32 protein-coding genes and 1 riboswitch are annotated in these 26,587 nt (G+C 33.3%); of the genes, 12 read left to right on the top strand and 20 right to left on the bottom strand.

Features of this window, described 5'->3' with window-relative positions:
* Positions 1-67: 67 nt before the first annotated feature.
* Positions 68-170, bottom strand: a riboswitch (SAM riboswitch).
* An 82-nt stretch (positions 171-252) separates the two neighbouring features.
* From KYI10_01270 to KYI10_01230, 9 genes are all read right to left on the bottom strand, one after another.
* Positions 253-750, bottom strand: coding sequence for a hypothetical protein (locus tag KYI10_01270; protein QYA33109.1), 498 nt, complete (start codon positions 748-750; stop codon positions 253-255).
* Positions 743-952: a helix-turn-helix transcriptional regulator gene (locus KYI10_01265; protein QYA33108.1), complete on the bottom strand. Its 210-nt coding sequence runs from the start codon at positions 950-952 to the stop codon at positions 743-745. The genes KYI10_01270 and KYI10_01265 overlap by 8 nt, the downstream gene beginning before the upstream one ends.
* 90 nt (positions 953-1,042) lie before the next feature.
* Positions 1,043-2,668 carry a hypothetical protein gene (locus KYI10_01260; protein QYA33107.1) on the bottom strand — a complete coding sequence of 542 codons (1,626 nt, stop codon included), beginning with the start codon at positions 2,666-2,668 and terminating at the stop codon, positions 1,043-1,045.
* Between the two features lie 228 nt (positions 2,669-2,896).
* The gene (locus KYI10_01255; protein ID QYA33106.1) at positions 2,897-4,075 is read right to left on the bottom strand and encodes an FAD-dependent oxidoreductase; all 1,179 of its coding nucleotides are present in this window, start codon (positions 4,073-4,075) and stop codon (positions 2,897-2,899) included.
* Between the two features lie 104 nt (positions 4,076-4,179).
* Positions 4,180-5,613, bottom strand: coding sequence for an NAD(P)H-binding protein (locus KYI10_01250; protein QYA33105.1), 1,434 nt, complete (start codon positions 5,611-5,613; stop codon positions 4,180-4,182).
* An 83-nt stretch (positions 5,614-5,696) separates the two neighbouring features.
* Positions 5,697-6,908 (bottom strand): NADH:flavin oxidoreductase/NADH oxidase family protein, encoded by a 1,212-nt coding sequence (locus tag KYI10_01245; GenBank protein QYA33104.1) that lies wholly within the window; start codon positions 6,906-6,908, stop codon positions 5,697-5,699.
* 117 nt (positions 6,909-7,025) lie between these two features.
* Positions 7,026-7,376 carry a DoxX family protein gene (locus tag KYI10_01240; protein QYA33103.1) on the bottom strand — a complete coding sequence of 117 codons (351 nt, stop codon included), beginning with the start codon at positions 7,374-7,376 and terminating at the stop codon, positions 7,026-7,028.
* Positions 7,377-7,606: 230 nt separating this feature from the next.
* The gene (locus KYI10_01235) at positions 7,607-8,092 is read right to left on the bottom strand and encodes a GNAT family N-acetyltransferase (GenBank protein ID QYA33102.1); all 486 of its coding nucleotides are present in this window, start codon (positions 8,090-8,092) and stop codon (positions 7,607-7,609) included.
* A 360-nt stretch (positions 8,093-8,452) separates the two neighbouring features.
* Positions 8,453-8,944, bottom strand: a complete 492-nt coding sequence (locus KYI10_01230; GenBank protein QYA33101.1) for a hypothetical protein — start codon at positions 8,942-8,944, stop codon at positions 8,453-8,455.
* Positions 8,945-8,999: 55 nt separating this feature from the next.
* Here KYI10_01230 and KYI10_01225 point away from each other — a divergent pair, with 55 nt between their 5' ends.
* From KYI10_01225 to KYI10_01170, 12 genes are all read left to right on the top strand, one after another.
* Complete coding sequence (locus KYI10_01225; GenBank protein ID QYA33100.1) at positions 9,000-9,377, top strand: hypothetical protein; 378 nt, start codon at positions 9,000-9,002, stop codon at positions 9,375-9,377.
* A 478-nt stretch (positions 9,378-9,855) separates the two neighbouring features.
* Positions 9,856-10,353 carry a hypothetical protein gene (locus KYI10_01220; protein QYA33099.1) on the top strand — a complete coding sequence of 166 codons (498 nt, stop codon included), beginning with the start codon at positions 9,856-9,858 and terminating at the stop codon, positions 10,351-10,353.
* 290 nt (positions 10,354-10,643) lie between these two features.
* Positions 10,644-11,360: an endonuclease/exonuclease/phosphatase family protein gene (locus KYI10_01215; GenBank protein QYA33098.1), complete on the top strand. Its 717-nt coding sequence runs from the start codon at positions 10,644-10,646 to the stop codon at positions 11,358-11,360.
* A gap of 272 nt (positions 11,361-11,632) precedes the next feature.
* Complete coding sequence (locus KYI10_01210; protein QYA33097.1) at positions 11,633-12,961, top strand: FtsK/SpoIIIE domain-containing protein; 1,329 nt, start codon at positions 11,633-11,635, stop codon at positions 12,959-12,961.
* A 133-nt stretch (positions 12,962-13,094) separates the two neighbouring features.
* Positions 13,095-13,412 carry a hypothetical protein gene (locus KYI10_01205; protein ID QYA33096.1) on the top strand — a complete coding sequence of 106 codons (318 nt, stop codon included), beginning with the start codon at positions 13,095-13,097 and terminating at the stop codon, positions 13,410-13,412.
* A 171-nt stretch (positions 13,413-13,583) separates the two neighbouring features.
* Positions 13,584-14,342, top strand: coding sequence for a Rep protein (locus tag KYI10_01200; protein QYA33095.1), 759 nt, complete (start codon positions 13,584-13,586; stop codon positions 14,340-14,342).
* Positions 14,343-14,371: 29 nt separating this feature from the next.
* The gene (locus KYI10_01195; GenBank protein QYA33094.1) at positions 14,372-14,560 is read left to right on the top strand and encodes a DNA-binding protein; all 189 of its coding nucleotides are present in this window, start codon (positions 14,372-14,374) and stop codon (positions 14,558-14,560) included.
* A gap of 16 nt (positions 14,561-14,576) precedes the next feature.
* Entirely contained in the window at positions 14,577-15,191 is a 615-nt protein-coding gene (locus KYI10_01190) for a hypothetical protein (protein ID XBW67568.1), read from the top strand.
* A 136-nt stretch (positions 15,192-15,327) separates the two neighbouring features.
* The gene (istA, locus tag KYI10_01185) at positions 15,328-16,524 is read left to right on the top strand and encodes an IS21 family transposase (protein ID QYA33093.2); all 1,197 of its coding nucleotides are present in this window, start codon (positions 15,328-15,330) and stop codon (positions 16,522-16,524) included.
* A 15-nt stretch (positions 16,525-16,539) separates the two neighbouring features.
* On the top strand, positions 16,540-17,307 hold the full coding sequence (gene istB / locus KYI10_01180) for an IS21-like element helper ATPase IstB (GenBank protein ID QYA33092.1): 768 nt from the start codon (positions 16,540-16,542) through the stop codon (positions 17,305-17,307).
* A gap of 55 nt (positions 17,308-17,362) precedes the next feature.
* Positions 17,363-17,830, top strand: coding sequence for a site-specific integrase (locus tag KYI10_01175; protein XBW67567.1), 468 nt, complete (start codon positions 17,363-17,365; stop codon positions 17,828-17,830).
* A gap of 27 nt (positions 17,831-17,857) precedes the next feature.
* Positions 17,858-18,223 carry a hypothetical protein gene (locus tag KYI10_01170; GenBank protein ID QYA33091.1) on the top strand — a complete coding sequence of 122 codons (366 nt, stop codon included), beginning with the start codon at positions 17,858-17,860 and terminating at the stop codon, positions 18,221-18,223.
* Between the two features lie 78 nt (positions 18,224-18,301).
* Here KYI10_01170 and KYI10_01165 read toward each other — a convergent pair whose 3' ends face one another.
* From KYI10_01165 to rpsK, 11 genes are all read right to left on the bottom strand, one after another.
* Positions 18,302-19,423: a DGQHR domain-containing protein gene (locus tag KYI10_01165; protein ID QYA33090.2), complete on the bottom strand. Its 1,122-nt coding sequence runs from the start codon at positions 19,421-19,423 to the stop codon at positions 18,302-18,304.
* 13 nt (positions 19,424-19,436) lie between these two features.
* The gene (locus tag KYI10_01160; protein ID QYA33089.1) at positions 19,437-20,024 is read right to left on the bottom strand and encodes a hypothetical protein; all 588 of its coding nucleotides are present in this window, start codon (positions 20,022-20,024) and stop codon (positions 19,437-19,439) included.
* A 152-nt stretch (positions 20,025-20,176) separates the two neighbouring features.
* On the bottom strand, positions 20,177-20,569 hold the full coding sequence (gene rpsI / locus KYI10_01155; protein QYA33088.1) for a 30S ribosomal protein S9: 393 nt from the start codon (positions 20,567-20,569) through the stop codon (positions 20,177-20,179).
* Positions 20,570-20,588: 19 nt separating this feature from the next.
* Positions 20,589-21,026 (bottom strand): 50S ribosomal protein L13, encoded by a 438-nt coding sequence (gene rplM / locus KYI10_01150; protein QYA33087.1) that lies wholly within the window; start codon positions 21,024-21,026, stop codon positions 20,589-20,591.
* A 184-nt stretch (positions 21,027-21,210) separates the two neighbouring features.
* On the bottom strand, positions 21,211-22,032 hold the full coding sequence (truA, locus tag KYI10_01145; protein QYA33086.1) for a tRNA pseudouridine(38-40) synthase TruA: 822 nt from the start codon (positions 22,030-22,032) through the stop codon (positions 21,211-21,213).
* A 9-nt stretch (positions 22,033-22,041) separates the two neighbouring features.
* Positions 22,042-22,839: an energy-coupling factor transporter transmembrane component T gene (locus tag KYI10_01140; GenBank protein ID QYA33085.1), complete on the bottom strand. Its 798-nt coding sequence runs from the start codon at positions 22,837-22,839 to the stop codon at positions 22,042-22,044.
* Positions 22,832-23,686, bottom strand: coding sequence for an energy-coupling factor transporter ATPase (locus KYI10_01135; GenBank protein QYA33084.1), 855 nt, complete (start codon positions 23,684-23,686; stop codon positions 22,832-22,834). Before KYI10_01135 ends, KYI10_01140 begins: the two co-directional genes overlap by 8 nt.
* Positions 23,683-24,504, bottom strand: a complete 822-nt coding sequence (locus KYI10_01130) for an energy-coupling factor transporter ATPase (protein QYA33866.2) — start codon at positions 24,502-24,504, stop codon at positions 23,683-23,685. The genes KYI10_01135 and KYI10_01130 overlap by 4 nt, the downstream gene beginning before the upstream one ends.
* A 267-nt stretch (positions 24,505-24,771) precedes the next feature.
* Positions 24,772-25,140 (bottom strand): 50S ribosomal protein L17, encoded by a 369-nt coding sequence (gene rplQ, locus KYI10_01125; GenBank protein QYA33083.1) that lies wholly within the window; start codon positions 25,138-25,140, stop codon positions 24,772-24,774.
* A gap of 18 nt (positions 25,141-25,158) precedes the next feature.
* Positions 25,159-26,103 carry a DNA-directed RNA polymerase subunit alpha gene (locus tag KYI10_01120; protein QYA33082.1) on the bottom strand — a complete coding sequence of 315 codons (945 nt, stop codon included), beginning with the start codon at positions 26,101-26,103 and terminating at the stop codon, positions 25,159-25,161.
* Between the two features lie 80 nt (positions 26,104-26,183).
* Complete coding sequence (gene rpsK, locus KYI10_01115; protein QYA33081.1) at positions 26,184-26,573, bottom strand: 30S ribosomal protein S11; 390 nt, start codon at positions 26,571-26,573, stop codon at positions 26,184-26,186.
* Positions 26,574-26,587: the final 14 nt, after the last annotated feature.

Genomic DNA, 26,587 nt, shown 5'->3' with positions numbered 1-26,587 from the left:
TTTTTAACTCAAATAAAAAATCCCGTGGACAAGAACAAGTCCACAGGATAAATCGCTGTATAGTCTCGTCTCATCTTTACAACTTACGTTGCAGGAATTGGCACAGTGTTCATTAAGAATCTGCTGCCGAGGTTTCATAGGGCCTGTCCCTCCACCTCTCTGGATAAGAGTTAAAATATTTTGTTTTATTTATTGATTACTATCATAATTAAACATCTTAATGATGTCAATGAATATTTTGAAAATTCTATTTTAATCCTTTAATAACTTTCTATTTTCAACATAATACGTTAAATACATAATTACAGACATAAACAGTAATATACCTAGTACAGTGGGTTTGGTCACAAAATTATCTGGAACTAAAAATATAACAGCTGTAAATAACGGTAACAGCACGCTCAACCAAGTATAAGAACGTTTCATCGATTCATATGTTACAAAACTCATTCCTTCATCGTGATCATTAATCTCAGGAACTAAATTAATTTTTCTAAACTTTTTCTTTGCCCATACGAGAAATATTGTACTTACAGCCATCAATATCATATTAATTATCACTGTCGCAATGATAAAGTACAAAAACATATCACCATACTTGTATGGGTTGATATGAACAGAAAACAATACATCACCTTCATTAATCGTATAACGCATAACCATACTCAGTGGGATGATCAGTAATCCAATACACACAATACAGACTAGATTAAATAACGGATAAATTCTTTTAAATTGTTGTTCATTCATCTTCAATATCCTCCAATTCAAAAAGATCTTCAACTTTACATTGAAATACACGACAAATCTTTAACACTAACGTGATAGACGGTGAAATCGTACCTTTTTCGATAAAACCAATCGTCTGTCTTGTGACACCAACTCTTTTCGCTAACTCACTTTGATTCATATTAAATTTAGCACGGTACTCCTTTAAATGAGACTTTAGCATGTTGTTCACCTCATCATAAATGTACAATATACTTAACATTATGTAAAGTATTTTTAACATATATAATAAAAAGCACCGCGTATCCGGTGCTTATTTCCCCACATTCAGTTGTTCTAATTGCTTGAGCTGCGTTTTTGCGTGATCATATATACTTTCCGGATAATTGTGAATACGCATGAGTTCTATTGCATTCGAAGTCGTTGTAACACCTTTTCTGATTGTATAATCAAATGTTATATCATTATCTTCAGTCAGTGTTTCTTTAAAGTAATAAAAATCAAAGTGTGTCAATATTTCAGTTAATTCAATATCATGTGTTGCTGCAAATAGCAAACTGTTTTGATGTAAATTCAAATAGTCTAGTATTGCAGTTGCTGAAGCAATGCGTTCTTTCGTATTCGTTCCGCGCAATATTTCATCAATGAATATATACGTCGGTAATGTCAATTTAAGCACTTCTAAGAGGCGCTTCACAGATTTAATTTCTGCGATAAAGTAACTATCACCTTTCGCTAAACTATCTTCTAAATTCATTGAAGTGGCTATGATTCCTGGTTGATACACAAATCTTTCACTTGTCGATGTATTCAGACCTTGAGCCATTACTAAATTTATCGCCATCGTTTTCATAAACGTAGATTTCCCCGAGGCATTAGATCCTGTTAACAGTACAGAATGCTTATACTTAAAATCATTCGCTACAGCACGATCAAGTAACGGGTGATACACTTCCTCCGCTTCAAGCACTTTTTCTTCAGCCGCTTCAGGAATAGCGTAATATGGTAATGTTGTTCGCCATAAAGCAGTACTATAACTTGCATCTGCTTGTCCTACTACTTTGAAATATGAAGCGAAATCTTCTTGATGCTTATGAAGTATCGCAAGCGCGCGATGATACAAATGATAATCAATTAAAAACATCTGCTTAATCGCATTAATCATTGTAAGCGCAATGTTCCCTTCATTCTTATTATCATTTAACATAAAATAGCTCATCCACTTAACGGACTTCATCTTACTATCATTTAATTTACGGCCGTTCAACTTCATTATTTCGTTTGCCGTATCAATAATCTTAATTGCATAGAATAAATCGTTATAAACGAGATCACTTTGCGACTGAAACTTTACTGATAGCCCCATAACGACACCCATTGCAAGGATTACACTGAATATACCAATAGAAACACCGAAGTAGAACATAGCTAAACTCAGTATAGGTAAGAAACTTACGAGTATCATCAGCTTGTTGTAGTGCTCTTTTTTCTGATAATGCACTGTAAACCGGCTTGCATCATTATTCGCATTTCTACCAAGCTTCGCTAATATAAATGACAATTTCTCACGATATCTTACATCCTCAGTAATCCTATTCAACATTGTTTCATCAACATGATGTCCCGGGAAATTACGCAGTAACGTATATGTATATTCCTCACCAACAGATGTAAAGTGATAGTTTATACGATGAAATAACTGATCCATACTTAGATCATTCCATGTAATATCATCAATACATCGCGCCTCTTCTTTACTAATATGCTTATAATAATGATCAAACATAATATGATTACCTTTTTGTTTGAAAAGTGTCGCCTGCTTGTTAAACAATGTTTTTATTTTACGCTTCAGTTGAATACTGTCATAGACACTATAACCAATACCTATACCAATTAACACGATTGTTATTAATACATAAACCCAGAAACTCTGCATGCTGAACCTCCGTTAATTTTCTAAATCACATCTAAAACATATGCACGAGATTATTAAAAAACTCTGGTTCATTCGTTTTAATAATTTCTAATAGTCTCGTAGCCACTTCTTATACATATTATACTTAATTTTCTGATAACAATGAATATCAATTTACAATTATATACAAAATTAAAAACCAACTCTGTCTCGCAGAATCGGTTCTCAATGTCATCTTTCGGTTCAATACTATGCTTTGCCTTTCAACAGGGCATTCCAGTACATCAATGGTATCCCACGTTTCTTCACTTGATATAATAACGGATTCGTCTTCCCTTGATCTATCGGCATAGACTCCTTCGGTTTCATATCATATCCAAATTCCGCCATAAACGCCTGACCATATTCTGTTGCTATTGGACAAGCTGTAGAGCCATCATAATGCGCTTTTAACTGTTTGCCTTTTATCTGTGAAAGTAGATTACTGACAAGTACGGGCATCTGTTTTCTTACTGCCGCTCCCATCTTTATGGTTGGTAAATTCGTACAGTCTCCGATACCGAATACATTTTGATGACGAACATGTTGTAGCGTAAATGGATTAACATCCAGCCACCCTTGTTCATCGCTTAAGGTCGAATTTTTCACAACATCTGGCGCACTCATAGGTGGTGTTACAACAATCATAGAGAAAGGTAATGTATATGTTTCTCCTGTAGCCCATTCTTTAAATGTCGCTTCTTTCTTGTCACCGTCTACCTTAATCAATTCTTGATTGAGTTGATATTCAATATGCTTATTATTTAAATGTTCCTCCATATATCGTCTATATTTTTCCACAGGAAATAATGTGTCTTTCCCTGATTTAAAAATAAGATGTGCCTTATTATCTTTCTGATCACGAATAAATTCATCAAAGGTAAACAATGTATTTTCAGGAGCAACTCCGCCTTTAATTACTGATTTCGGTTTCGTTATTATTACATTACCTGTCTTGGTCTGCTTTAATAATTCATAGGTATAATCTGTATAATCATAGAGGTAGTTTGTCGTAACACCATTTCTGCCTAGCGTCGCTTCAAGTCCCTCTATCTCCTGAAAGTCTAATTGTATGCCAAGTGCGACGACGAGATATTCGTACATAATAAAATCATCATTATCTAAATACACTTTACGCTCTACAGGCTGAATACGAGTAACACGTTGCTGGATGTGGTCAATTGTTTTAGGGATTACACGTGACATGCTTTTTACTGTACGTGTCTTCTTCTCTTCACCTGAACCAACGAGAGGCCAAGCTGGCTGATAAGCATGTTGATCTGCATGATCGATGATAGCGATATCCTTTATACCAGACTTCAATAATCTGCTTGCACTTGATAACCCACCTGCACCTGCTCCGAGAATCACTACTTGATATTTCTTCATTGTTTCCCTCCTAGTAAGTTTATTAGTTATTATATACCCTATTAAATTAACGATATGAATAAAAAAGAATAAAAAAACACTCACCTTTAAGGTGAGTGTAAATCTTAGTTATCTTGTAATGTCATTGTTTTATCTTCGAGATACTTAGAATCCAAGGTTTTCGCTAAAATCTTAGTCTCAAGCCCAAAGAGTTTCATCACTAACAAATGCACACGTGCTTGAGTAATTGTGTATACAAACCAAGGTAGCGATGGTTCATATTCGTGGATTGCAATTATACACTCATTCGTATCAAGGATACGTCTGAATTCAAGTCGTGCTCTGCTGCTTTCGTTTACCTTAGCAAACTTACCGCCTTTTATATAGAACAACACCCTATCTTCTGATGATTTCTTTTGTGATTTTTCCAGGATAAGGATAGGGTCTTTGAAAATTGGTAATGAAATATTCAATACTTCATTTTCAATCGAAGTATTGATAAATGAGTAACCGATACGTGATAACCAGTTAACATAATAGTTTGCCGTTTGCTCAATCGTCCAGCTTGAAGGGATCGTAATACGTTGAACAGACTTAACGTCATTCTTTTGAAGCTGTTTCGCAATAGAAGGTGCTTTTTTCTTACCTTTCTTCTCATCATCACTATCTTTTAAAGCAGTCTCAATACTTTCTTTTAACGGTGTCGGTGCATTGGATATGCCTTCTACATAATTCTTCTTAGAAGGTGTCATATCATGCACGAGACTATCAATTAATGGATAAACAAGTTCCTTAGATTCACCAGCGATTAATGCGACAGGTAACTTTGTAATCCATACTGGAATGAACGGTACATCAAGCATAGGTAATTTCTTCTTCATAGCTGATGCAGTGGCTTCAAACATTCCTTTGTAATCCGTTACTTCATGATAGATATCAATCTGTTCATTTTGTTTCGGTTCGCGCTTAACTAATGTTGCTAATCCTTTAACTACATCTTTTAAGGCAACAGGTGCTGTTTTACTATATGCCCACTTCGGAAGCACGAGCGCAGGCAATCGTTTTGTCAATTTCTTCAGAATCGGGAATGAAGAACCCTTTGGTCCAATAATCAGCCCTGCACGTAATGTCGATACAGGAACACCGTAAGAGCCCAGAATCTTCTCACATTCTTTACGACTATGTAAGTGATTTGATAAGTTCTCATCCTCTTCGTCCGGCATAATTCCACTCATAAAGATGATATGTTTCACACCTTTGTTCTTCGCCGCACGGCCAAAGTTATCTGCTAATATTGCATCCATATCCATAAATGAACCTTGAGTTAATTTCGCAGAGGGTATCATAGAGTGCACGAGATAAATTGCTGTATGCACGCCTTCCATAGCTTCTTCAATATCCTCAAGTGCATAGAGATCCACTTTCTTCCATGTTACGTTCTTTTCATCTTCTTTATTATCTGTACTTCTTGAAGCAGCTACAATGTCATAGTCTTCTTTCAATTGTTCCAATAAATTTCCGCCGATATAACCTGAAGCGCCTGTTAATAGTACCTTCATTAAACGTCCTCCTATTCTATAGTATTAGTCCATACCCCATCTGATCCATCTATAACCGGTATAATGAATTTAATCTTCTTTATCTATCTTCTTCTTTTCGAAAACGCCTTCGCACCATGTGTCTTAGCGAGCTCAAATAGTGGACTCCATGCATTCGTATGCACTACAGGCGCCTGGTTATTGCCTAATCTTCTGATCTGCTGTTCGTAGTACGCTAAGCCAACAAAGCCTCCAATCATTTTATCCAGGGCTTTAACCTTGGTCGTCAGTCTTGGTAAAGTAACATCCTCATACGTTCCTTCACGCAGCTGATTTGGAAGCTCAGGATTCAGTACAAGCGGACGTCCAATACCGATCATTGATACGTTCGTCTCTGTGATGGCATCGATCATGCTTTGCTGCTTACGGAACCCTCCAATCACAGAAATCGGCACCTCTACCATATCACTTACTTTCTTTGCATAGTCCAGGAAGTATACTTCTCCGTCACCCATCATTTCCGGCTTCTCATAATCTCCACCTGAAATTTCGATATGATCGATTCCGAGTTCATCCATCTTCTTGATTACAGTGATAGAATCTTCTAGGGAGAACCCTTTGTCACTAAAGTCCGTTGAATTGATCTTTAAGCTGATCGGAAACTCTTCACCTAACGCCTTGCGCATACCCGTATAGATTTCCACTAAGAACTTCATTCGTTTATCTAGTGTCCCCCCGTATTCATCAAAGCGACGGTTATCCCTTGCTGATAAGAACTGACTCACTAAATAACCGTGAGCCCCATGTATCTGAACACCTGTAAATCCTGCTTTCTTAGCGATTACTGCAGTAGTTACAAAGCGTTCTATCGTCTCTTTAATCTCATTCAATGTCATCTCACGTGGTGGGTTAAATCCACTGCCGGCATCCCCATTAATGGGAATGGCACTAGGAGCTACAGGCTGTTGAGATACCGACTTTGGACTTTGTTTACCGGGATGATTAATCTGCATCCAGATATGGCTGTTATTACGTTTACCCGCTTCAGCCCAGCGCTTAAGTATATCTAGATCTCGCTCATCTTCTACAACCACATTCCCCGGCTCACCAAGATAACGACGATCGACCATAACATTGCCGGTAAGCGCCATACCGATACCTCCATCTGCCCAATGCTGATAGGCATTAACGAGTGCTTCTGTCGGGCGATGGTTATCGTCTGCCATACCTTCACTCATCGCCCCTTTATATAATCTATTCTTTATTGTTACACCATTGCTTAATTCAAGCGGTTCAAATAATTTCTCTACTGTCATATCATTTACTCCTTCACTTCAAATTTAAAACATTTCATACTTTGTATTTTCCCTCAATGCACCATATTAATCATAAAGAAACACCTCCTGAATGATTCAGGAGGTGTCAGTTGAAGCTTATTTATCTTTTTTGAAGCTTGTAAGCAATGAAGTTGTATTTAAAGCTAGAATGTTACGTGCATTCTTTGTTGCATCATAACCATGTCCCGCCTTTAGATGGGAATAGATTGCACCAAGCATTACACCTTCTACAAGTAATGCCCCCGCCTGATTAAACTTCTTGCTGAAGATAGATAGCGCAAGTAACGCTGCACCGGCTGTCTCAACACCACCGACAACTTTCATCATTTCTTCCGAATAACCGAACTCATCAAATAATTTAGCTAAATCTTCGTTCCCTTGAAGTTTCCCTTTACCTGCATTATACATTTCCTTGGCAATATACAAGTTGTTCATATAGTTAAACATACTAAACCTCTCCTTTAAGTTATTATTATTACTATATCCAATTATTCACGTTTAAAAACATTTATATGTCTCATAATAACTATCACGGCTCTATTAACACTCGATAGCTAACCATCTATAAAACCCCTATATAACTAAAATCATTATTAAACAATCTAAGTCCCCACTCTTTTAAGCAATAAATATAGAGGACATTATAATACTATACAAAGTAGTACCCACCTCAAGATCTATACATTACCACTTCTATATTTCTCCATTCTAACAATCCCCTCATCGTCGGGTTGCTTATTATCACATTTACATACATAACCGTAACGCTCATAAAAAGGAAAAGCTGTTATGGAAGCAGGAATTTCTATACGATGAGCACGCTTGTAGTATTCATCGCTCTCTAGTGTGTGTATAATAAGATGTCCTATACCCTGTCCCTGATATTCAGGCAACACAAAAATCGTAAAAAAACTGCTTTCTATTTCGCTACCCCAATATGGACCAATTGCACCAGTACCGACAATCTTATCATCGGCTCTAAATACATAAAAGTGTGTCCATGATGCACGCTCCGTGATGGAAACCTCAGTAATCGCTTTTGCATCTTCAATTAAATCCTCTTTTGAGTAATCTGTGATATTCGTCTCAAACATGGCACGATGAATAAGTGCTACTATCTCCTTGGCATCCTCATTCTTGAAACCATCAATATCCACCTTCATATACACCGCACCTCTCTCATTTAATTACAAGCAATGATATCTTAACGCATTACTGGCAAAACATTATCTAATATTAATAATCGATCTCACGAATGCTTCTTTCGCAACTGTATAATTAGTTCTATCTTCAAGCCTCTGGCACTAATCTCGACATCAATAATAGGCTTTATTATCAATCCTTAAATTCATAAACCGCCAATATGCTAAATACTGTCAGGACTAAGAGAAGTAACACCTTACATTCCTTCTTTAACTTTACTAACTCATTTTACCCATGATTATTGATATTCAGTTAACATTACTTTCTTGATAATAACACCTAAAGTCATAACGTCATCTCAACTTGAAATAAATAGACTTCTATTTCTCATGCAAACGATCATACTTATTAATATAATTTCTTTTTATATGATTTATAAATTTTTCATCACTAGACACAATATCAAATACATCGTTATTAACATATAACGTTTTATCTTCTTTATAAAAGAATATATATGCACTTCTAAAGCCATTCTTTAATTTAACGCAGTACCTTACTAATTCATCAACATCAATACTCTTAATATTTGCAAATGTATATGCAGTGCCATCCTCACCTATTAATTGTTCTTCATACCAGTTATTTATGGTAAAGAACTTACCGATATTTGTTTTCTCCTTCCGACGAATCCCTTTATAACGATACCCAATCAAAACCTTACATTGCACTGTAGAATGATTTTTGAAACTACGAGATATGATATCTTTAAGTTCTAAGATAGATAAGCTTTCAATCAAGAACCTAATTCTTTTACTATCATCAACTTGAAAGTACGGTCTTAAACCTTCAGGATTATAAGATAAGTTCATATTTTCACCTCTTTCATATATAATTACCATTAACGACTACCACAAGGAGATTCCAATGACATTAACTAGAAACTTAAGATTACCTAACCTTGAGCATTGGTATATGTTCCCAGGATCAATATATCCAGAACCTGCATACGACAATACGTCGCTTGAAGTCTTTATTTGGGAAGAAGATATGATATATATATTAACGATTACTGATATACTTGAAAAGGCATTTTTTAAAAATGAAGACTTAATTTCAGATATCGAAAGACTTGCACACCATCTTGTTGTAGAGAAAGGATCTACTCAACTTTTTGAATTTATTACAATCGATTCAAGTGAAGGTAATCGTGATGAATCATTCGATAAAGCTGTCTATAAGTTAATTAAAAATAAATATCCCCATTTACTCGTTAATCATCATCAAAAAAGTTTTAAATATTAAATAAGAAACCGATATTTTCATCTTCAATATTGTCAGTCTCTTAACTATGCATCTTCTTTACTTATCTCTTAATAGATTAGATTATTTTATTGTTTATTCAATGGTAACGCTAAATTTATATTGAAATAAAAAAGCACTTCCCAACTTATGTTGGAAAGTGTTTTAAACGTTGATTCAATTGAACACAAATTGCTGACGCAATTTGCGTACCAAATCTGTAAGCGAACAAGTTCGCAACAGCTCTGGCAATATTAACGTTTTGAGAAATAACCTCTAAAAATTTAACAAAATCATATCATACGAAATGCAGATTTATGAATAATGTTTATATTTTCTCAGTGATATAAAATGATATAAATGGATGTTAATTCATATTATTTACACCATTTCACACAAAATACTTGTTTCATTAAAATCAATGTGATATATTACTAATATAAATTGTCGTACTCAAAACGACAACAGGAAGGATTTAATTATGAGAGATTATTTAAATATTAGATTATCTTATGAAGCAAAATATTTTATAGAATCTATTCAAACCCAACTTCAAGAATCATTACAAAAATCCATATCCGAAAGCGAAATGCCATTAATTGAAAAAAGCATAAAATCTTTTATAAATAATGAACTAAAAGGATTTGATCCAAAAACTATTGATGCTATTTCAATTACTACTATTTTAAAGGTTTCGTCTTCCAGTGTCATAGAAGGAGCATTTAAATACTCTAAAAACTTTTCATTAGATGAATGGATAAAAATAGAAAATGAAATGAATGCTTTTAGAATTGATAAAAATATTGAAGTTGGATCACTCACACCTAAATTATATTTAGAAAAAGATGTAATTTCTGGATTAAATCAATATCAAAAAGACTTTATGAAAGAATCCATGATTAGAGTTGTAAGATTATCATATGTAATAAGCATTGTTGTTTTTGCTTATTATAAATATATTTTTCATATTGAGAGTTAAACTCTCAATATTTTTTAAATAGATTGTCGCATTAAGAACGACAAAAAAACAACATATAAAAGGAGGTGATTACTATGATAAACACAATTATTCAATCTTTAAAACCATATGTTAGTGATAGAAATGATTTCTACAACAAGCTACTTCCTAATGGATTAACACCTAAAGAAACCTTGGACAAAGTAATTTATAAACACAGAGTTCCAGTGCGTGGTTCGTACTACTGCTATTTTGCAAACAGAGTATAAATATAGATAGGAATTCCCCATTATAACAAAGGAGAAAAGGATATGACCAAATATAGCTTAATGAGTTTAAACTTAAACTTTTACAACCCTGAATCAAATATTAAACGTACTACAGAAGATGTGGCAGAATTCATCATAAATAATCATCCAACTTTTGTTACCTTACAAGAATTTGGTGAAAAATCTATAACTGGTGATATTGATGGTTTGGAATTGTTAAATAAATTAAATCAATATGGATATGCAGTTGTAGAACCCTTAAAAGATGGTATCAAACCTATTAATACACGCATACTTTATTTAAAAGAAAAAGTGAATTATAAAAAAATGATGCCAGCATATTACGTACATTCTTTCGTTAATAGACAAACTGGTGCAATTTTTGAGATAAATGGTAAAAAAATGTGTATCTTTTCCTTACACTTTCCTCTCTATCAAAGCCAAAATCAAGATAATAGACAAGACAAAATTAATATGTGGGATCTAACACTAAGGCTAGGGAAAAATTTCCGTAAGTATGACTATTTAATTTTAGCAGGTGATTTCAACGAATCTAAAATTGGGAATGAAACAGTTCTCTCTCACAATTTAGATATTTTAGAGAATCATCTTGATTCAGCAACAAATGATATTCCTACTTGGAATAATCAAAAGTTAGATCATATTTTTGTTACAAAAAATTTAAAATATGAAAAATCAGATCCATTATCGAATAACATAAGTGATCATAAAGCTCTATTAGTAGAGTTTGAAGTATAGGATAGGTAATTTAATTTGATCACTGTTAGAGGTTCCCCATCACAAGTCAGGCAATAAAATAAAAACTAAAGAGGATAAAATATTATGAATATAAATATTAAATTTTGGATTTCATTAGTAATTACTACACTACTCTGCTATGTATCAGCATCAGTTATTACAAATAATATATTTATCTATACTGTTACATCAATTTCATTAATAGTGACTTTATATTACTTCTTTAAAATCGAATTAATAAAAATTAAAAATCGATTTACTAGGTAATCACTATGAATAAATTAATTTATTTTTTTAAAAAAGATGAATTGCCAATAATCAGTATGTATGAAAATGATCTCATATTTTTATCTCTACCTAAATTTATCAAATACCTTAGGTTAATAATTCTATATCTCATTCTTGGCATATTTATTTTTTCATTTATGGTAGATAAAGCTATATTTACTTTTGCAATATGGATTATAGGAATTATTTTATTTGTAAAACAATTTAAATTTATTAGTTCTATCAAAGATAAGTATAATGACAAGTATTTTATGCATCATGAATTATTAGAGTTCATTATAAACAATAAGTTATTTAATGAGGATGCTAATGGGATTATTACTTCATCAAGATTTTCTTATTCTATTACAAATGATGAAATAGTTATTTACGCTTTAATGTCAGGAAATTATTTTGATAACAAAATACTAAATTTAGACATTCAATTACAAGGTTTATTAGATTTACCAATATACGAAAAAATAATACGTCATAATGCAACTGAATATCACTTTAGAATTAATAAGCCACAAAGATTAAACATACCTACTCAAGATACTTCATACAATAACTCTAATGATATCAATCTTGGTTATGGTGTGACATATAATCCCACTAAATCACCTCACATACTAATTTCGGGTGGCACTGGTAGTGGTAAGAGCATGTTTATGAGTTTCTTGTTAATCGAGTTCTTAAAGCAAAAATCTACTATTTTCTTATGTGATTGTAAGAACAGTGACCTTGGATCTTTATCAAACTATCTCGGCGAAAAATATGTAGCAACCACTCCAAATAATATTGCTCGTGTTATAAGACTAGCAGTAGATGAAATGAAAAGTAGATATGACTACATGAATGAAAACTTTATATATGGTGCTAATTTTGAAACCCATGGATTTAAACCAGTATGGATATTATTTGACGAAATCGGAGCATTTCAAGCTTATGGTACTGATAAAAAATCTAAAGAGCTTATCAGCGAAGTTATGGACGGAATCAAGCAAATCATTTTATTAGGTCGCCAAGCTGGATGTTTCATTCTTATAGCTGGACAACAAATCAATGCTAATAATCTAAGTACAGAATTACGAGATAATTTTTCGCTAAGAGTTTCACTTGGTTTTAACAGTTCAGAAGGATTGCGTATGATGTTTGGTTCTGCTACTCCAGATGTTTCCATCCCTATTGAGGTAAAAGGTGCTGGACTCCTATATTTACATGGCAGTGGCAAAGAACAAGCACAATATTATGAAAGCCCATATATTGATACAACGCAATATGATTTTATAGAGGAATTGAAGAAATATATTCCAGAGGTACAAAACAATTAAATCTACTCTTTTTATTCATTCAACGGTTTATCGAATGAATAAAAAAGTAGATCTTCACGGAGTCTGCCGAGTGACAAGGGCAGTCAGCTTGAAAAGCTGAAAAATACAAATTGACTAAGAAAAGAGGAATATTATGATTAAACTAAATGACTTTTTAAATGCAGAAATATTAGGTAATAACTTTGTCGCAGTAAAAAGTTACACCGAAGCACTTCATCATGAAACTGGAGAACTTGACGCGTATAAGTTAGATATATCTATCCAAGATGATGATAGTCCATTCTTTTTGGAAAAAATACAAGTTAAAGTAAAAAACTTAAACCCTACCCTATCTTTTAACGATTTAAAAAATAACAAGACTACCCCAGTTGTATTAAGAGATCTTCAAATCGGTCAATTCAATGGAAATTTGTGGTTTAGTTGTACTGATGTATTACCTAAAACAAAATAAATACTTCTTATCATGTAACCCTATGCAAACTGACGGCTCCAGCCGGCAAGCTGGAAGCGTGTTAGCGGAGCGTTGCATAGGTAAACATGATTTAGAAGTATGGAGGGCTTTGCCCTCCTAGTTTATTTATTATATAGGCAAACGTTTCTAGAAAATTGGAGGGTTATTTTTATGACATATAATCAAAAAATAATCCGTACAGATTCATATATTGAAGTTTACGAGTATGAATTTCCTATTGTTTCAGATTTTGAAATAACTAATCGTGTAAAGAAAGAACGTGTTAAAGAATTTGATGACTTAGATAAAGATGAAAAAGAATTAAAGTTAAAAAGATTAGCAAGAACACGTGAACAAGCTAAATGGGATCTTATTCGCTTGGTAGACGTAAATTTTGATAATAAAACTAGTTTTTTAACACTTACTACTAAAGAAAATATAAGAGACCGATTATTATTTAATAATATGTTTGATAAATTTGTAACACGCTTAAATTATCATGTATTAGGCACCAAAAAAAGATTAATAAAATATGTGGCAGTTTTAGAAAAACAAAAACGAGGTGCATGGCATGTGCATCTGATATTATTTAGTTTTCCTTATGTTCCTCACAGTAAATTATTAAAAATATGGGGACATGGTGGTGTTAGAATTAATAAAATTCATGACTTAGATGATGCTTCAAATGCTGGTAGATACGTAGCAAAATATATGAAAAAAGGTATGTCACAAGAGTTATTAGAAAGTATGGGGAAAAAATCATACTATTCTTCTAGAAATTTAAAAAAAGCTGAAGAAATTAAAGTATTATCTGATGAAAAACTTTTTAAAGATCAGCAAGTTGTATATGAATCAAGTTACAATTCTAAAGTATATAAAAACGGTAAGCTAATTAATAACAAAGTTCGATATAAAAAAATCAAAATATAGTATTGATAAAATTAAAGGAGTGATTTTTTATGGAAGATTTAAAATTACCTTTTTTATTAACAAGAGAGCAAGCATCAAAATTCTTAGGAGTAGATCCAAAATCATTTGATAGATATATAAGAAGTTCTGATAAACTTAAAAGATTTATGGTTGGTAAACATGAACGTTACACGATAAAAGAATTGGAGAACTTCATTCTTGAACAGTCAATAAATTGAGAATAGAGGTATTATTATGGCGACAATAACAAAACGTGGCAAATCATACAGAGTACAAATATCTAATTATAAGAATGGTGTTAATAACCGTATTTCAAAGACATTTAAAACACTTACAGAAGCTAAACGTTGGGCAATGCAGAATGAAATTGCTAAGGGAAACGGTGTAGATCTTGCTAGTAGAAATGAATCATTCTCTATATTTTTTGAAAACTGGGTTCATTTAGTTAAAAAAAATGATGTTAGACCTGCCACATTTATCAACTATACAAGGACAATACCTATCGTTAAGCAACTGTTTGGAGATACGAAGCTAAGCGATTTAAATGATATTGTTGTACAAATGAAGATAGATGAATATGGTAAAACGCATTCCAGAAAAACTACTACAGAAGTATTATTAAAAATTAGAACCTCCTTACGTTATGCCTATGGTCGTGGATTGCTATCCTCTGATTTTGCCGGACTTGTTAAAACTAGAGGAAAAGAATTAGATAAAAGAAATAAAGCATTATCTATAACAGATTTCAAGAAGCTAAGATCTTACTTACTTAACAATCCGAAAAATGATTTTCATATTTTAGTACTTCTAGCACTGGAAACAGGTGTAAATGGCGGTTATAAAATGTAGGAAAATGGCGGAATGAAAATGCTGTTTTTCCTACATTTTTTCTTTTCAAAATTATATAATCATGTCTTAACTCAATCTTCGATTGGAGGTTATTTGATTGAGACATGACATTTATGAAGGAGTGCTATTTTATATTATGAAAGGTATTAAACCAAATTATGCCGAGCTGGGTCGACAGTATAATTGTGATCCAAGAACAGTTAAAAAATATTATGAAGCCGGTAAAGAAAATGAATTAGAAGGACTGAAGAAAAGAAAACAAACTAAGAAAACATCAAAACTAGATCCGTTTAAAGAAATAATTGATGAAAAAATTGAATTAGGATGTACTGCCATGGCAATATTCAAATACATTGAGAAGAAAGGATATAAAGGTCGCTATACAATTTTGCGAGAATACTGTAAAAACAAAAAACTAAACGAGACTAAAAAAGCAACTATACGCGTAGAAACAAATCCCGGTATAGCTGCTCAAGTAGACTGGAAAGAAGATATGATAATGCATGATAAGTTTGGCAGAACTTATCAATTCAATATCTTTCTTTACGTTCTACACTATTCAAAAATGAAGTATATCACATTAACTTGGGATAAAAAACAAGATACGTTATTTGAATGTCTGAAAGATGCTTTTGAATACACCGAAGGTGTTCCAAGAGAAATATGGTTCGATAATATGAGAACCGTAGTTGATAGACCGAGAACACAATATAAAAAAGTCGTCTTCAATAATTTGTTTTATCAATTTAGTAAGGATGCCAACTTTGAACCTATTGCTTGTAGGCCTTATCGTCCTCAAACCAAAGGATCCGTCGAATCATTGGCTAAATTTGTTGAACAACGTTTAAGACCTTATGATTATGAATTTTATGATGCTGTCGAACTTATTGGGCTGGTTAATAATCTATGCCAGGAATTAAATTATGAAGAAATTTCGCAGGCAACAGATCAACGACCTATAGATGTTTTCAATTACGAAGAAAAAGAGCATTTAAATTCTTTTAATGACAGTTTATTAAATACTTACATCGAAGATGAATGTATTAGAATCGTTTCTAAAGAATCGATGGTTAACTTTAGAAAAGGTAAATACTCTGTTCCTACTAAATACATTGGTGAAGAAGTACAGGTGATATTCAATGACTCAACAGATGAATTGCTTATTTATTTTGATGGTGAGTTAATAAGACGACATAATCTATCTGAAAGAAAATTTAATTATTTCGTTGAAGATATGAGTGAGATATTAAAATCAGATGTATTTAAACACAAGGATGATGAAGAGATACTTACATATATAGAAAATTCATTATTACTGTATGACGAAATATAGCGAGGAGGACTTAAGATGAATACGAATCATCAAAAATTGCTCAATAATTTTGAAATATTAAAACTTAAAAAATTCAAAGCTTACTATCCAAATTACATTGAATTACTTTCTAAAAATGAGAAATCTTTAACTGAAATATTAATTGATTTAACCGAAAAAGAGATAGAATATCAATCAGAATTAAAATTTAAACGTGCTGTGAATTCAGCACGTTTCCCTAAAATAAAATATTTACATGATTTTGATTTTATGTTTCAACCAAGTATAAATCAACAAGAAATACTTACTTTAAAATCTATGCATTTCTTAGAAGATAGTATTAATATTTGTTTCCTGGGTAACAGTGGTGTTGGTAAAACACACTTGGCAATCTCATTAGGAATAGAAGCTTGTAAACAAAATATAAAGACCAAATTCTACACCTTCAAAGATTTAATAGACTTACTAACTGACTCAGATTCCAAAGGAATCATCAATAAAACATTAAGACAATTAAGCAGAATAGAATTACTTATCATTGATGAAATTGGTTATACTCCCATCACTAAAGAACAAGCCGATTTATTCTATCAGTTAATGTCACTAAGATATGAAATGAAATCAACAATAATTACAACTAACATTCCATTTTCTAATTGGGGAGAGTCATTTAGTAATACAATTGCATCAGCAGCTATAATAGATAGGTTAATTCACCATTCTAAAGTATTTAAAATTACTGGAGAATCATATCGATTAAAAGATTATAAAAATGAAAAATCCTTAAGCATGCGACAAACTTAAACCGCTAAAAAACGACATTTTCAAACCGCCATAAAACAACATTTTTAAACCGCTATTGACAACAGGTGCACGTCGAGGCGAATTACTAGGAATTAAAAAAGAGGATATTTACGAATATGGTATTCGTATAAAACGTTCAATTAGTCCTCATAGTGATGATATACTATTAAAAACAAAGCACTCTAAACGTGATGTTAGTATCAATAAAGAAGTCTATGATCTTTTAGTAACTGTTAAAGAGAAAAGTAATGGCTATATATTTGGAAGAGATGGTTTCAAGCAATCTGAAATATTAGCTAAAATGTTGGATGAACTTGAAATTGAACGAACTACCTTTCATGGATTACGAGATACACATGCCTCATTCTTATTTTCAAATGATAATTTAAGGTTAGATTATATTTCAAAACGTTTAGGTCATAGTTCAATATTAACCACACAGAATTATTACTTGGAACTAATGCCCGAAAAAAAACACCAGCAAGATGCTGATGCTTTAGATTTACTCAATTCACTAAAGTAATCATATCAAATTTTTGTGAGGTTATATATGAATATTAAAATATTTGCTTTTGGTATAAATAAGATTATCAATTGCATTAATGCTGATAAAATGAAATTTGAACAGATGTCAATTTCACAAGAAAGCTTCAAAATTTTAATTGATGAATATTTTTTAAGTAAATTTGACTATTACTTTCAAGATAATATTTTGATTGTTCCTGCAACAAAACTAGAGCCCAATCGGTCTTGGAACAAATCTTTAATTATTAATGAACAAGTTATTGAGTTCAAAGGAATGTATATTTTTTTCTTTAACTTTAGAGAATTAGAAAATAATATATTGTATATTACACCACTGACCTTGCCACAAATTGAATTAGTTCGAAATAACTTTTATTTAACTAAGCAATAAAAAATTCTACTGAATAGATTAATACATGATAGACTATTTTTAATAATCCCATTTATATGGAAAGTAAGAAGCACCAAACTAATTTTTGGTGCTTTTACTTGTAGTTAAGTAAATATCTGAAAGTTTATTGCCAATGGAATTTGCTACACTCTCACTCGATCCACTAATTAATAATGTTTTCTCTATATCTTCATAATGTTCTGCTTTCATTTCACTAAAAATTTCCAAGAAATTTTCATATTTTAAATTTTTTTCATTTTTATATATAGTATCAAGTAATTTCATTAGACCACTAAATCCTACTGCTTTCTTCGTAATATATGTATTTTTCCAAAATTCATCAAATACTTCCGAAAATGCTTTAAAGAAATTAATCATGATTTTAGCAACAATTTCTGGACGGTTGTTAGCAAAATAGTGTCTATAAATTCTTCTTTGATCTTCTTCTATTTTTAAACCCTTTTTTATATTATTATTGTCAATAATAATATTTTGTGGACTACTGACTCTCTCCACAATTTTTTTTGCTACTGTTCCTTGTGAGATGAACTGTTTAGAGTTTGTCTTCCTACCTAAAATTCTTATTGAATTGTAAAATGGTGATGATTTAGTTTCATTTAATATTTTTACTACTCTATTCGCAAAAGACTCTACAGTGTATACCTCATTATTTTCATACATTATTCCAAATAACTCGTAAATAATAGATTTATCTACTGGTTTTTGATTAGAATTAATCGTTACAAAAATATTGGCAGACATAGTTAAATCGGCATCCATAAATATAATTATAGGTAATTCAAAATCTTTAGATTCATAATTTCTTTCAATATATTTTTTAATACCCTCTATTCTATGTTGACCATCAATTATAGAAAATGGTTTACCTAACAAATCAATCATATTTAGATCTAGTTCAATAAAACTGTCGCGTTCTAAATCATTAGTTACAAAATCTTTATTTAGCGTTAGTACTATTGGTGTCGGAAATATAGCATCTTCTCTTTCACAATACAAAGCTATATTATTTACTCTATCTAAATCTAAATGTCTTTGTATACCTTTTCGTGAGTCAGAAAGTCTGAGTGTTTCTGATATTTTAATTAAGTCTTTTACATTTATTTTTGTATAATAAGAAACATAATTTTCATTTGTTGTTTGGTTTATACGAAATACATTCTTTAATTCCAAAACTTTCATCCTTTCTTATATATTAAATATCTTTATCATTAATATCGTCTTGAATATTTTCATTCTCAATTTTAGTTGATTGGTCGTTAATTTCTGTATTTTCATTAATGTTATAATTGTCTGCATCATTAAATGTTATTTCTTCAGCATTTGAAATTTGTATATCTAAATATCCATATAATAATAACACGGCTACATAAAGAATTAGTTCTATTATAATACCTATTTTGTTTAAGTTATCTGTAAGAGACTGTCCATAATAAGAAGCACTAATAATTACAAAAACAACACAAATAAATATTCCATTATTAGCTTTTTCTAAATTTTTAATTGTATAAGAATTTTCGTCTATCTTCTTTCTACTATTATCTAAGTATGTTGAAAATATAGTTGCAAGTATACTGAACGATGTAGTAAACAAAATACCTTTACTTAGCTTTTCACATATACTTTCTCTCATACTGATATTATTACCTATTGTTATAGGTATTGTAAAAATTATTAAAGGAAAGATTAGAGTAAATAGTGCATTTAGTCTTACTTTTTTCCAAGATATTTCATTCTTAAATATATTTTTAATACTCTGAAATGGATTTTTAACCTTGTTCATATTTTCAATTACACTACTCCTTTATTAAAATTTATATAAAAAAACACCAGCGTTATAGCTGATGTTTTTACATATTATAGTGATCTAAAGATACAGTCTACACCAATTAGCTCCATAAATATGTTTTAAATAGTAATATATCTGAAAAGATACTAACGTTTTGAGAACTGTGGTGAACGACGAGCGCCTTTAAGACCTGGCTTTTTACGTTCTTTCATACGTGGGTCACGTGTTAACATACCCGCACGTTTTAATGAACCACGGTATTCTGGATCTGCTTCTAATAAAGCACGTGAGATACCATGACGGATAGCTTGTGCTTGACCAGTTAATCCTCCACCATTAACGTTTACTAAAACATCGTAGTTACCTTTAGTTTCAGTGATATCGAATGGTTGGTTTAAGTCTAAAATTAATGATTCAAATGGTAGGTAGTCACGTACGTCACGTCCATTGATAGTGATGTTTCCTTCACCAGGAATTAAACGAACACGTGCTACTGAATGTTTACGACGGCCTGTGCCTTTATATTCAACTTGTGCCAATGTATTGTCCTCCTCTTAATTAACCACGTAACTCGTAGTTTTCAGGTTGTTGTGCTGTATGTGGATGCTCAGCTCCAGCATATACGTGTAACTTCTTGAACATTTTGTCTCCTAAAGAACCTTTAGGTAACATACCTTTGATTGAAGTTTCCATTAAACGCACTGGGTTTTTCTCGCGTAATTCACCAGCAGAGATTGATTTAATTCCGCCTGGGTGATTTGAGTGACGGTAGTAAATTTTGTCTTCTGGTTTGTTACCTGATAAGTAAATTTTCTCAGCGTTGATTAAGATCACGTGATCTCCACAGTCAACGTGTGGTGTGAATGTTGGTTTATGTTTACCGCGTAAGATTGATGCAACTTCAGATGAAAGGCGACCCATAGTCTTACCTTCAGCATCAATTACGTACCATTTGCGGTCAATGTTTGATTCGTTTGCCATGAATGTTTGACGCATAATATTTTCCTCCTAAAATAAAAAAAGTTCCCTCTAAATCCTGTCTATATATCTGTAACACAATAAGTTTCCGGGGCTTATTGTCGTGGTTGATATTAAACAATACCGTTGTTTATCTTATAACATTTTGGTAGTGTTTGTCAATGGTATTCCTATAATTTATGTGTTTATTTTTCATTTTTCGTTAAAGTTGTTCGTCGTTCATCGTATGTTTCTGGTTTTTAAAGATAGTGGCTGTGCCTTGTGGTATATCTTGCTTTAATGTTTCAGTGTCGAGATAGATTTTCTCCAGGTAGAGCCCTTCTGCCGGTGCGGTCTTGCCTGCTTTTGTTCGGTCTTGTGCCTGAATGATTGCAGGTATACTATCGCCATCTTTTTGTCCTGTGCCGACGTCGATTAAATACTGCACCATGATGCGTACCATGTTGTAGAGGAAGCCGCTTCCGATAACTAAGAAATCATAGCCTTCATGTGTTTCAGTTACTTCAAAGCGGTAAAGTGTGCGTTCTTTATTCTCTATTTCTGTCTTTGCTGAACAGAATGAGGTAAAGTCATGTGTCCCAAGAAAATGTTGTGCTGCGTCGTTCATTTTGTTAACGTCCAGCTTTGTTTTAATGTATGTCATCTGTCCTGTATACATCACGTTACGGTGTTCTGATACGTATACTTTATAGCGGTATGCTTTGCCGATACAGTCGTATCGTGAATGGAAATGTTCACTGATCTTCGTTACTTGTGTAATGTATATGTCGTCAGGTAATGCGGAATTAAAGGCATGCTGCCACTTTGGTTCTGGGATTGAGAGTGGTGTATCAAAGTGGACGTATTGCATGCGCGCATGCACACCTTTGTCCGTACGTGATGACGGGTGTATTCGTACAAATTGTTTGTGCATGCGTTTTAATATGCGTTCTAACTCATATTGTACGGTGCGTCCTTCGTTTTGTATCTGAAATCCTTGAAAGTTCGCACCATTATATTGTAGTTGTAATAATATGCGTTCCATAATATGCTCCTAATTTTTTAAATAAAGGATGAGTAATGTTATCGGTATGAGTGTTAAGAGTGACAAGGTGTCATATGTATGCCAGTCGAGTTTACGATATTTCGTACGACCGACATCCCCTTTATACCCTCTCACTTCCATTGCGATGGCTAAATCTTCTGCGCGTTTGAATGCGGACACGAAGAGTGGTACAAGTAATGGTATTACCGCTTTGATACGCTCTTTAAGCGTTCCTGCTGTCATATCACTACCACGTGACATTTGTGCTTTCATCACTTTTTGTGTTTCATCCATAAGTGTCGGTATAAAACGCAGCGCAATACTCATCATCAGTGCCAGTTCATGAACCGGGAGTTTCAGCTTCTTAAACGGTTTAAGTATAGATTCTATTGCATCTGTGAGTGCAATCGGGCTCGTTGTCAGTGTCATAATCGTCGTTAAGAAGACAATGAGTATAAAGCGTAAACTGATCATAATCCCCATTATTACCCCTTGTGACTGAATGTTAATGATGCCGTAATCAACGAGTGTCGCACCTCCTTTTGTTAAGAAGACGTGCATGAGCAATGTAAAGATGAGTAAGAATAGTATTGGTTTTAATCCGTTGAACAAAAACATAAACGATAAGTTAGATGCCTTCAGTATGATGAATATCAGGATAATGCCTACTGCATAGGACTGCCAGTTATTCATCAAGAAAATTAAGATCATCATTATAAAGACGAAGATCATCTTCATGCGCGGGTCCAAACGATGCACAAAGCTCTGCAAAGGCACAAAGCGTCCGAGAATCATCTTATCAAGCATTGGATTCCCTCCAGTCCTTATACATATCTGCAAACGTTTCTATATTGAGTGCAAGCTTCGGAAACTTTATATTGTGTTTCGCTTCAACTTGTCGTTGCAAAGTAACAATATGTGGTGGATGGATATCATAATATGATAGATCTTTGCTGAATATTGCTTCAGGTGTCCCTTCCTCAACAACAGTGCCTTGATGCATAACATAAAGATAATCACAGCGGGCTGCCTGCTCCATCTGGTGGGTCACAAGGATAACAGTAATGTTTAATTCACGCTGTAATTGATGAAACATCTCCATAATTTCCTGCTGTCCTTTCGGGTCGAGCCCCGCAGTAGGTTCATCAAGAATCAGCACGTCCGGATTCATTGCAAGTACGCCCATTATCGCAATACGTCTCATTTGCCCTCCTGAGAGCTCAAACGGACTCTTATTTAATATGGACTCTTCCATACCAAATTGTTTTACAAGCTCGTATGCACGTGCTTTAGCGTCTTCTGGTGCTACTCCGTAATTGAGCGGTCCGAACATAATATCCTTTAGCACAGTTTCTTCAAATAATTGCTGTTCAGCAAATTGAAAGACCATGCCAACTTTCTTACGGATTGGTTTTAAGTATTTATTCTTTGTCTTACCTGTAATGGTTAGTCCATCTATCGCAATACTACCTTCAGTTGGCTTAACGAGCGCATTGAAATGCTGAATAACAGTCGACTTTCCAGAGCCTGTGTGGCCGATTATGCCATAAAACATATGTGCTTCAATATGCATATCGATATTATAGAGGGCACGCACTTCAAATGGAGTCCCTTTTGAATAATAATAGCCTAAGTTATTTAATGTAATCGTCATAATTTGTTCAGCAGCTCCATTTCTGTAACAAACGCATCTTCGTTAAAAATCAACCGATTCAGTTTCATCTCAAATGGCAGGTCAAGCCCTATATCGATTAAAGCCTCACTATGGGTATATATTTCTTCAGGTGTCCCACATAAAACAAGTGAACCTTTATTCATCACCAATATACGATCACTCTGAAGCGTTTCTTCTAGGTGATGCGTAATATGTATAACTGTTAAGTTCTTCTCACGTTGTAATTTACGAATCACTTCTAATATTTCTATTCTGCCTTCAGGATCTAGCATACTTGTCGCTTCATCTAATATAATAATATTTGGACTCAATGCAATGACACCTGCAATTGCAACACGTTGTTTCTGCCCGCCAGATAAGTGATGGGGTTCGTGTGTTAAATATGCACCCATATCGACATCATTCAGTGCATTCAAAACGCTTTTATGCATTTCATCGTAAGGAATACCATAGTTCTCCAGTCCAAACGCAACGTCATCTTCAACAGTTGCACCAACGAATTGATTATCTGGATTTTGAAACACGATTCCAACCTTTTCATGAACATCGCTAAATGTATCTTCAGTCACATTGATACCATTTATATAGACTTCACCTTCAGTGATTGGCATGATTGCACCCATAAGTTTAAGTAACGTCGACTTTCCAGATCCATTATGTCCTACGATGGATATCCATTCTCCATGTTCAATTGTAAAGGACACATCGTTCAGTACATATGGGCCATCTTCATAACGATAAGATAAATGATTTACTACGACAGCAGACTGCATATTATCACCTCGAATCTTTTTCATTAGTATAACATGCTATATTCTCTGTTAAACATCCATCAGACATTTAACACAAAAAATAGCTATATAAAACAAAAAACCCGGGATGCCAGGTTTAATGAAAAAAAGCGCGCACCCTGCCAGTTGAGTTCACGCAAGTGGTTATTCAATTTGGCAGGCTACTCTGAGCTAGACAATATCTGTGTGTGGCAAACATTATCGTTGCACTCATTTGCTTAAAGTGTGTGTATGTGTAAGATAAGTGAATCCATATTCTTGATAATTTACTGATTAAACTAATTCGATGATTACCATCTCTGAACCGTCTCCACGACGTGGTCCAACTTTCATAGTTCTAGTGTATCCACCTTGACGCTCAGTGTAACGTGGCGCGATATCAGTGAATAATTTTTGAATTGCGAATTGCGTAGTTTCATCTTCGTTTAAAATTTCAACACGACGTAATACAGTAGCTGCTTGACGACGCGCATGTAAATCTCCACGTTTACCTAAAGTAATTAATTTTTCTACGATTTTACGTAATTCTTTTGCACGCGCTTCAGTCGTTTCGATACGCTCGTTAACGATTAAAGAAGTTGCTAAGTCGCGTAACATTGCTTTACGTTGATCAGACGTACGTCCTAATTTTCTGTAACCCATGAATCGTAACCTCCTTTATCAGTCTTCTTTTCTTAATCCAAGACCTAAGTCTTCTAATTTGAACTTAACTTCTTCTAAAGACTTGCGTCCTAAGTTACGAACTTTCATCATATCAGCTTCTGATTTGTCAGCTAATTCCTGAACAGAATTAATACCTGCACGTTTCAGACAGTTATAAGAACGAACTGATAAATCAAGTTCTTCTATAGACATCTCTAGAACTTTTTCTTTGTGATCTTCTTCTTTTTCAATCATGATTTCAGCATTTTGTGCTTCATCAGTTAAATCAACGAAGATATTTAAATGTTCTGTCATAATCTTGGCACCTAAAGAAATTGCTTCTTGTGGTGTGATTGATCCGTCAGTCCATACATCTAATGTTAATTTGTCAAAGTTCGTACTTTGACCCACACGTGTATTCTCTACCTGGTAGTTTACACGTTCAACTGGTGTGTAGATTGAATCAACTGGAATAACCCCAATTGGTAAATCACTTGTGTTATTTTCTTCAGCTAAAGTGTAACCGCGTCCTGCATTTGCAATTAAACGCATTTTTAAGTGTCCACCTTTAGATACTGTTGCGATTTTTAAATCTGGATTTAAAATTTCAACATCGCTGTCGTGCATGATATCTTTAGCAGTAACGACACCTTCATCTTTAACATCGATTTCTAACGTTTTATCTTCATCAGAATAGATTTTAAGCGCTAGCTTCTTAATGTTCATGATAATTGATGTAACATCTTCAACAACGTTTTCAACCGCTGAAAATTCATGTAATACGCCTTCGATTTCAATGTTCTTAACAGCCGCACCTGGTAATGAAGATAATAAGATACGACGTAAGGAGTTTCCTAATGTTGTACCATAACCACGTTCTAACGGTTCAACTACGAATTTACCGAATTTAGAATCTTCACTAATTTCTACTGTCTCAATTCTAGGCTTTTCGATTTCAATCATTATATATCCTCCTTCAACAACGTCGAATAATTTTTTTAGTCCTATATACTATTATAAGTGTCCTTGATACTAATTGAAAATTATACGCGACGACGTTTCGGTGGACGACAACCGTTATGTGGAACTGGAGTAACGTCTTTAATTGCTGTAATTTCTAAACCAGCTGATTGTAACGCACGAATTGCTGCTTCACGACCTTGACCAGGTCCTTTAACAGTTACTTCTACAGTTTTTAAGCCATGTTCCATTGCTGCTTTAGAAGCAGTTTCTGAAGCCATTTGAGCTGCGAATGGTGTAGATTTACGAGAACCTCTGAAACCTAATGCACCAGCAGATGACCATGATAAAGCATTACCGAATTCATCAGTAATTGTTACGATTGTATTGTTGAATGTTGAACGGATGTGTGCAACACCGTTTTCAATATTCTTTTTCACTCTACGCTTACGTGATACTTGTTTACGTGCCATTTAGCTCACTCCTT

The sequence above is a fragment of the Macrococcus sp. 19Msa1099 genome (assembly GCA_019357535.2).
In the GTDB taxonomy this organism is placed as follows: Bacteria; Bacillota; Bacilli; order Staphylococcales; family Staphylococcaceae; genus Macrococcoides; species Macrococcoides psychrotolerans.
The sequence above is the reverse complement of the archived record's forward strand: the minus strand, read 5'-3'. Positions and strand labels throughout refer to the sequence as shown.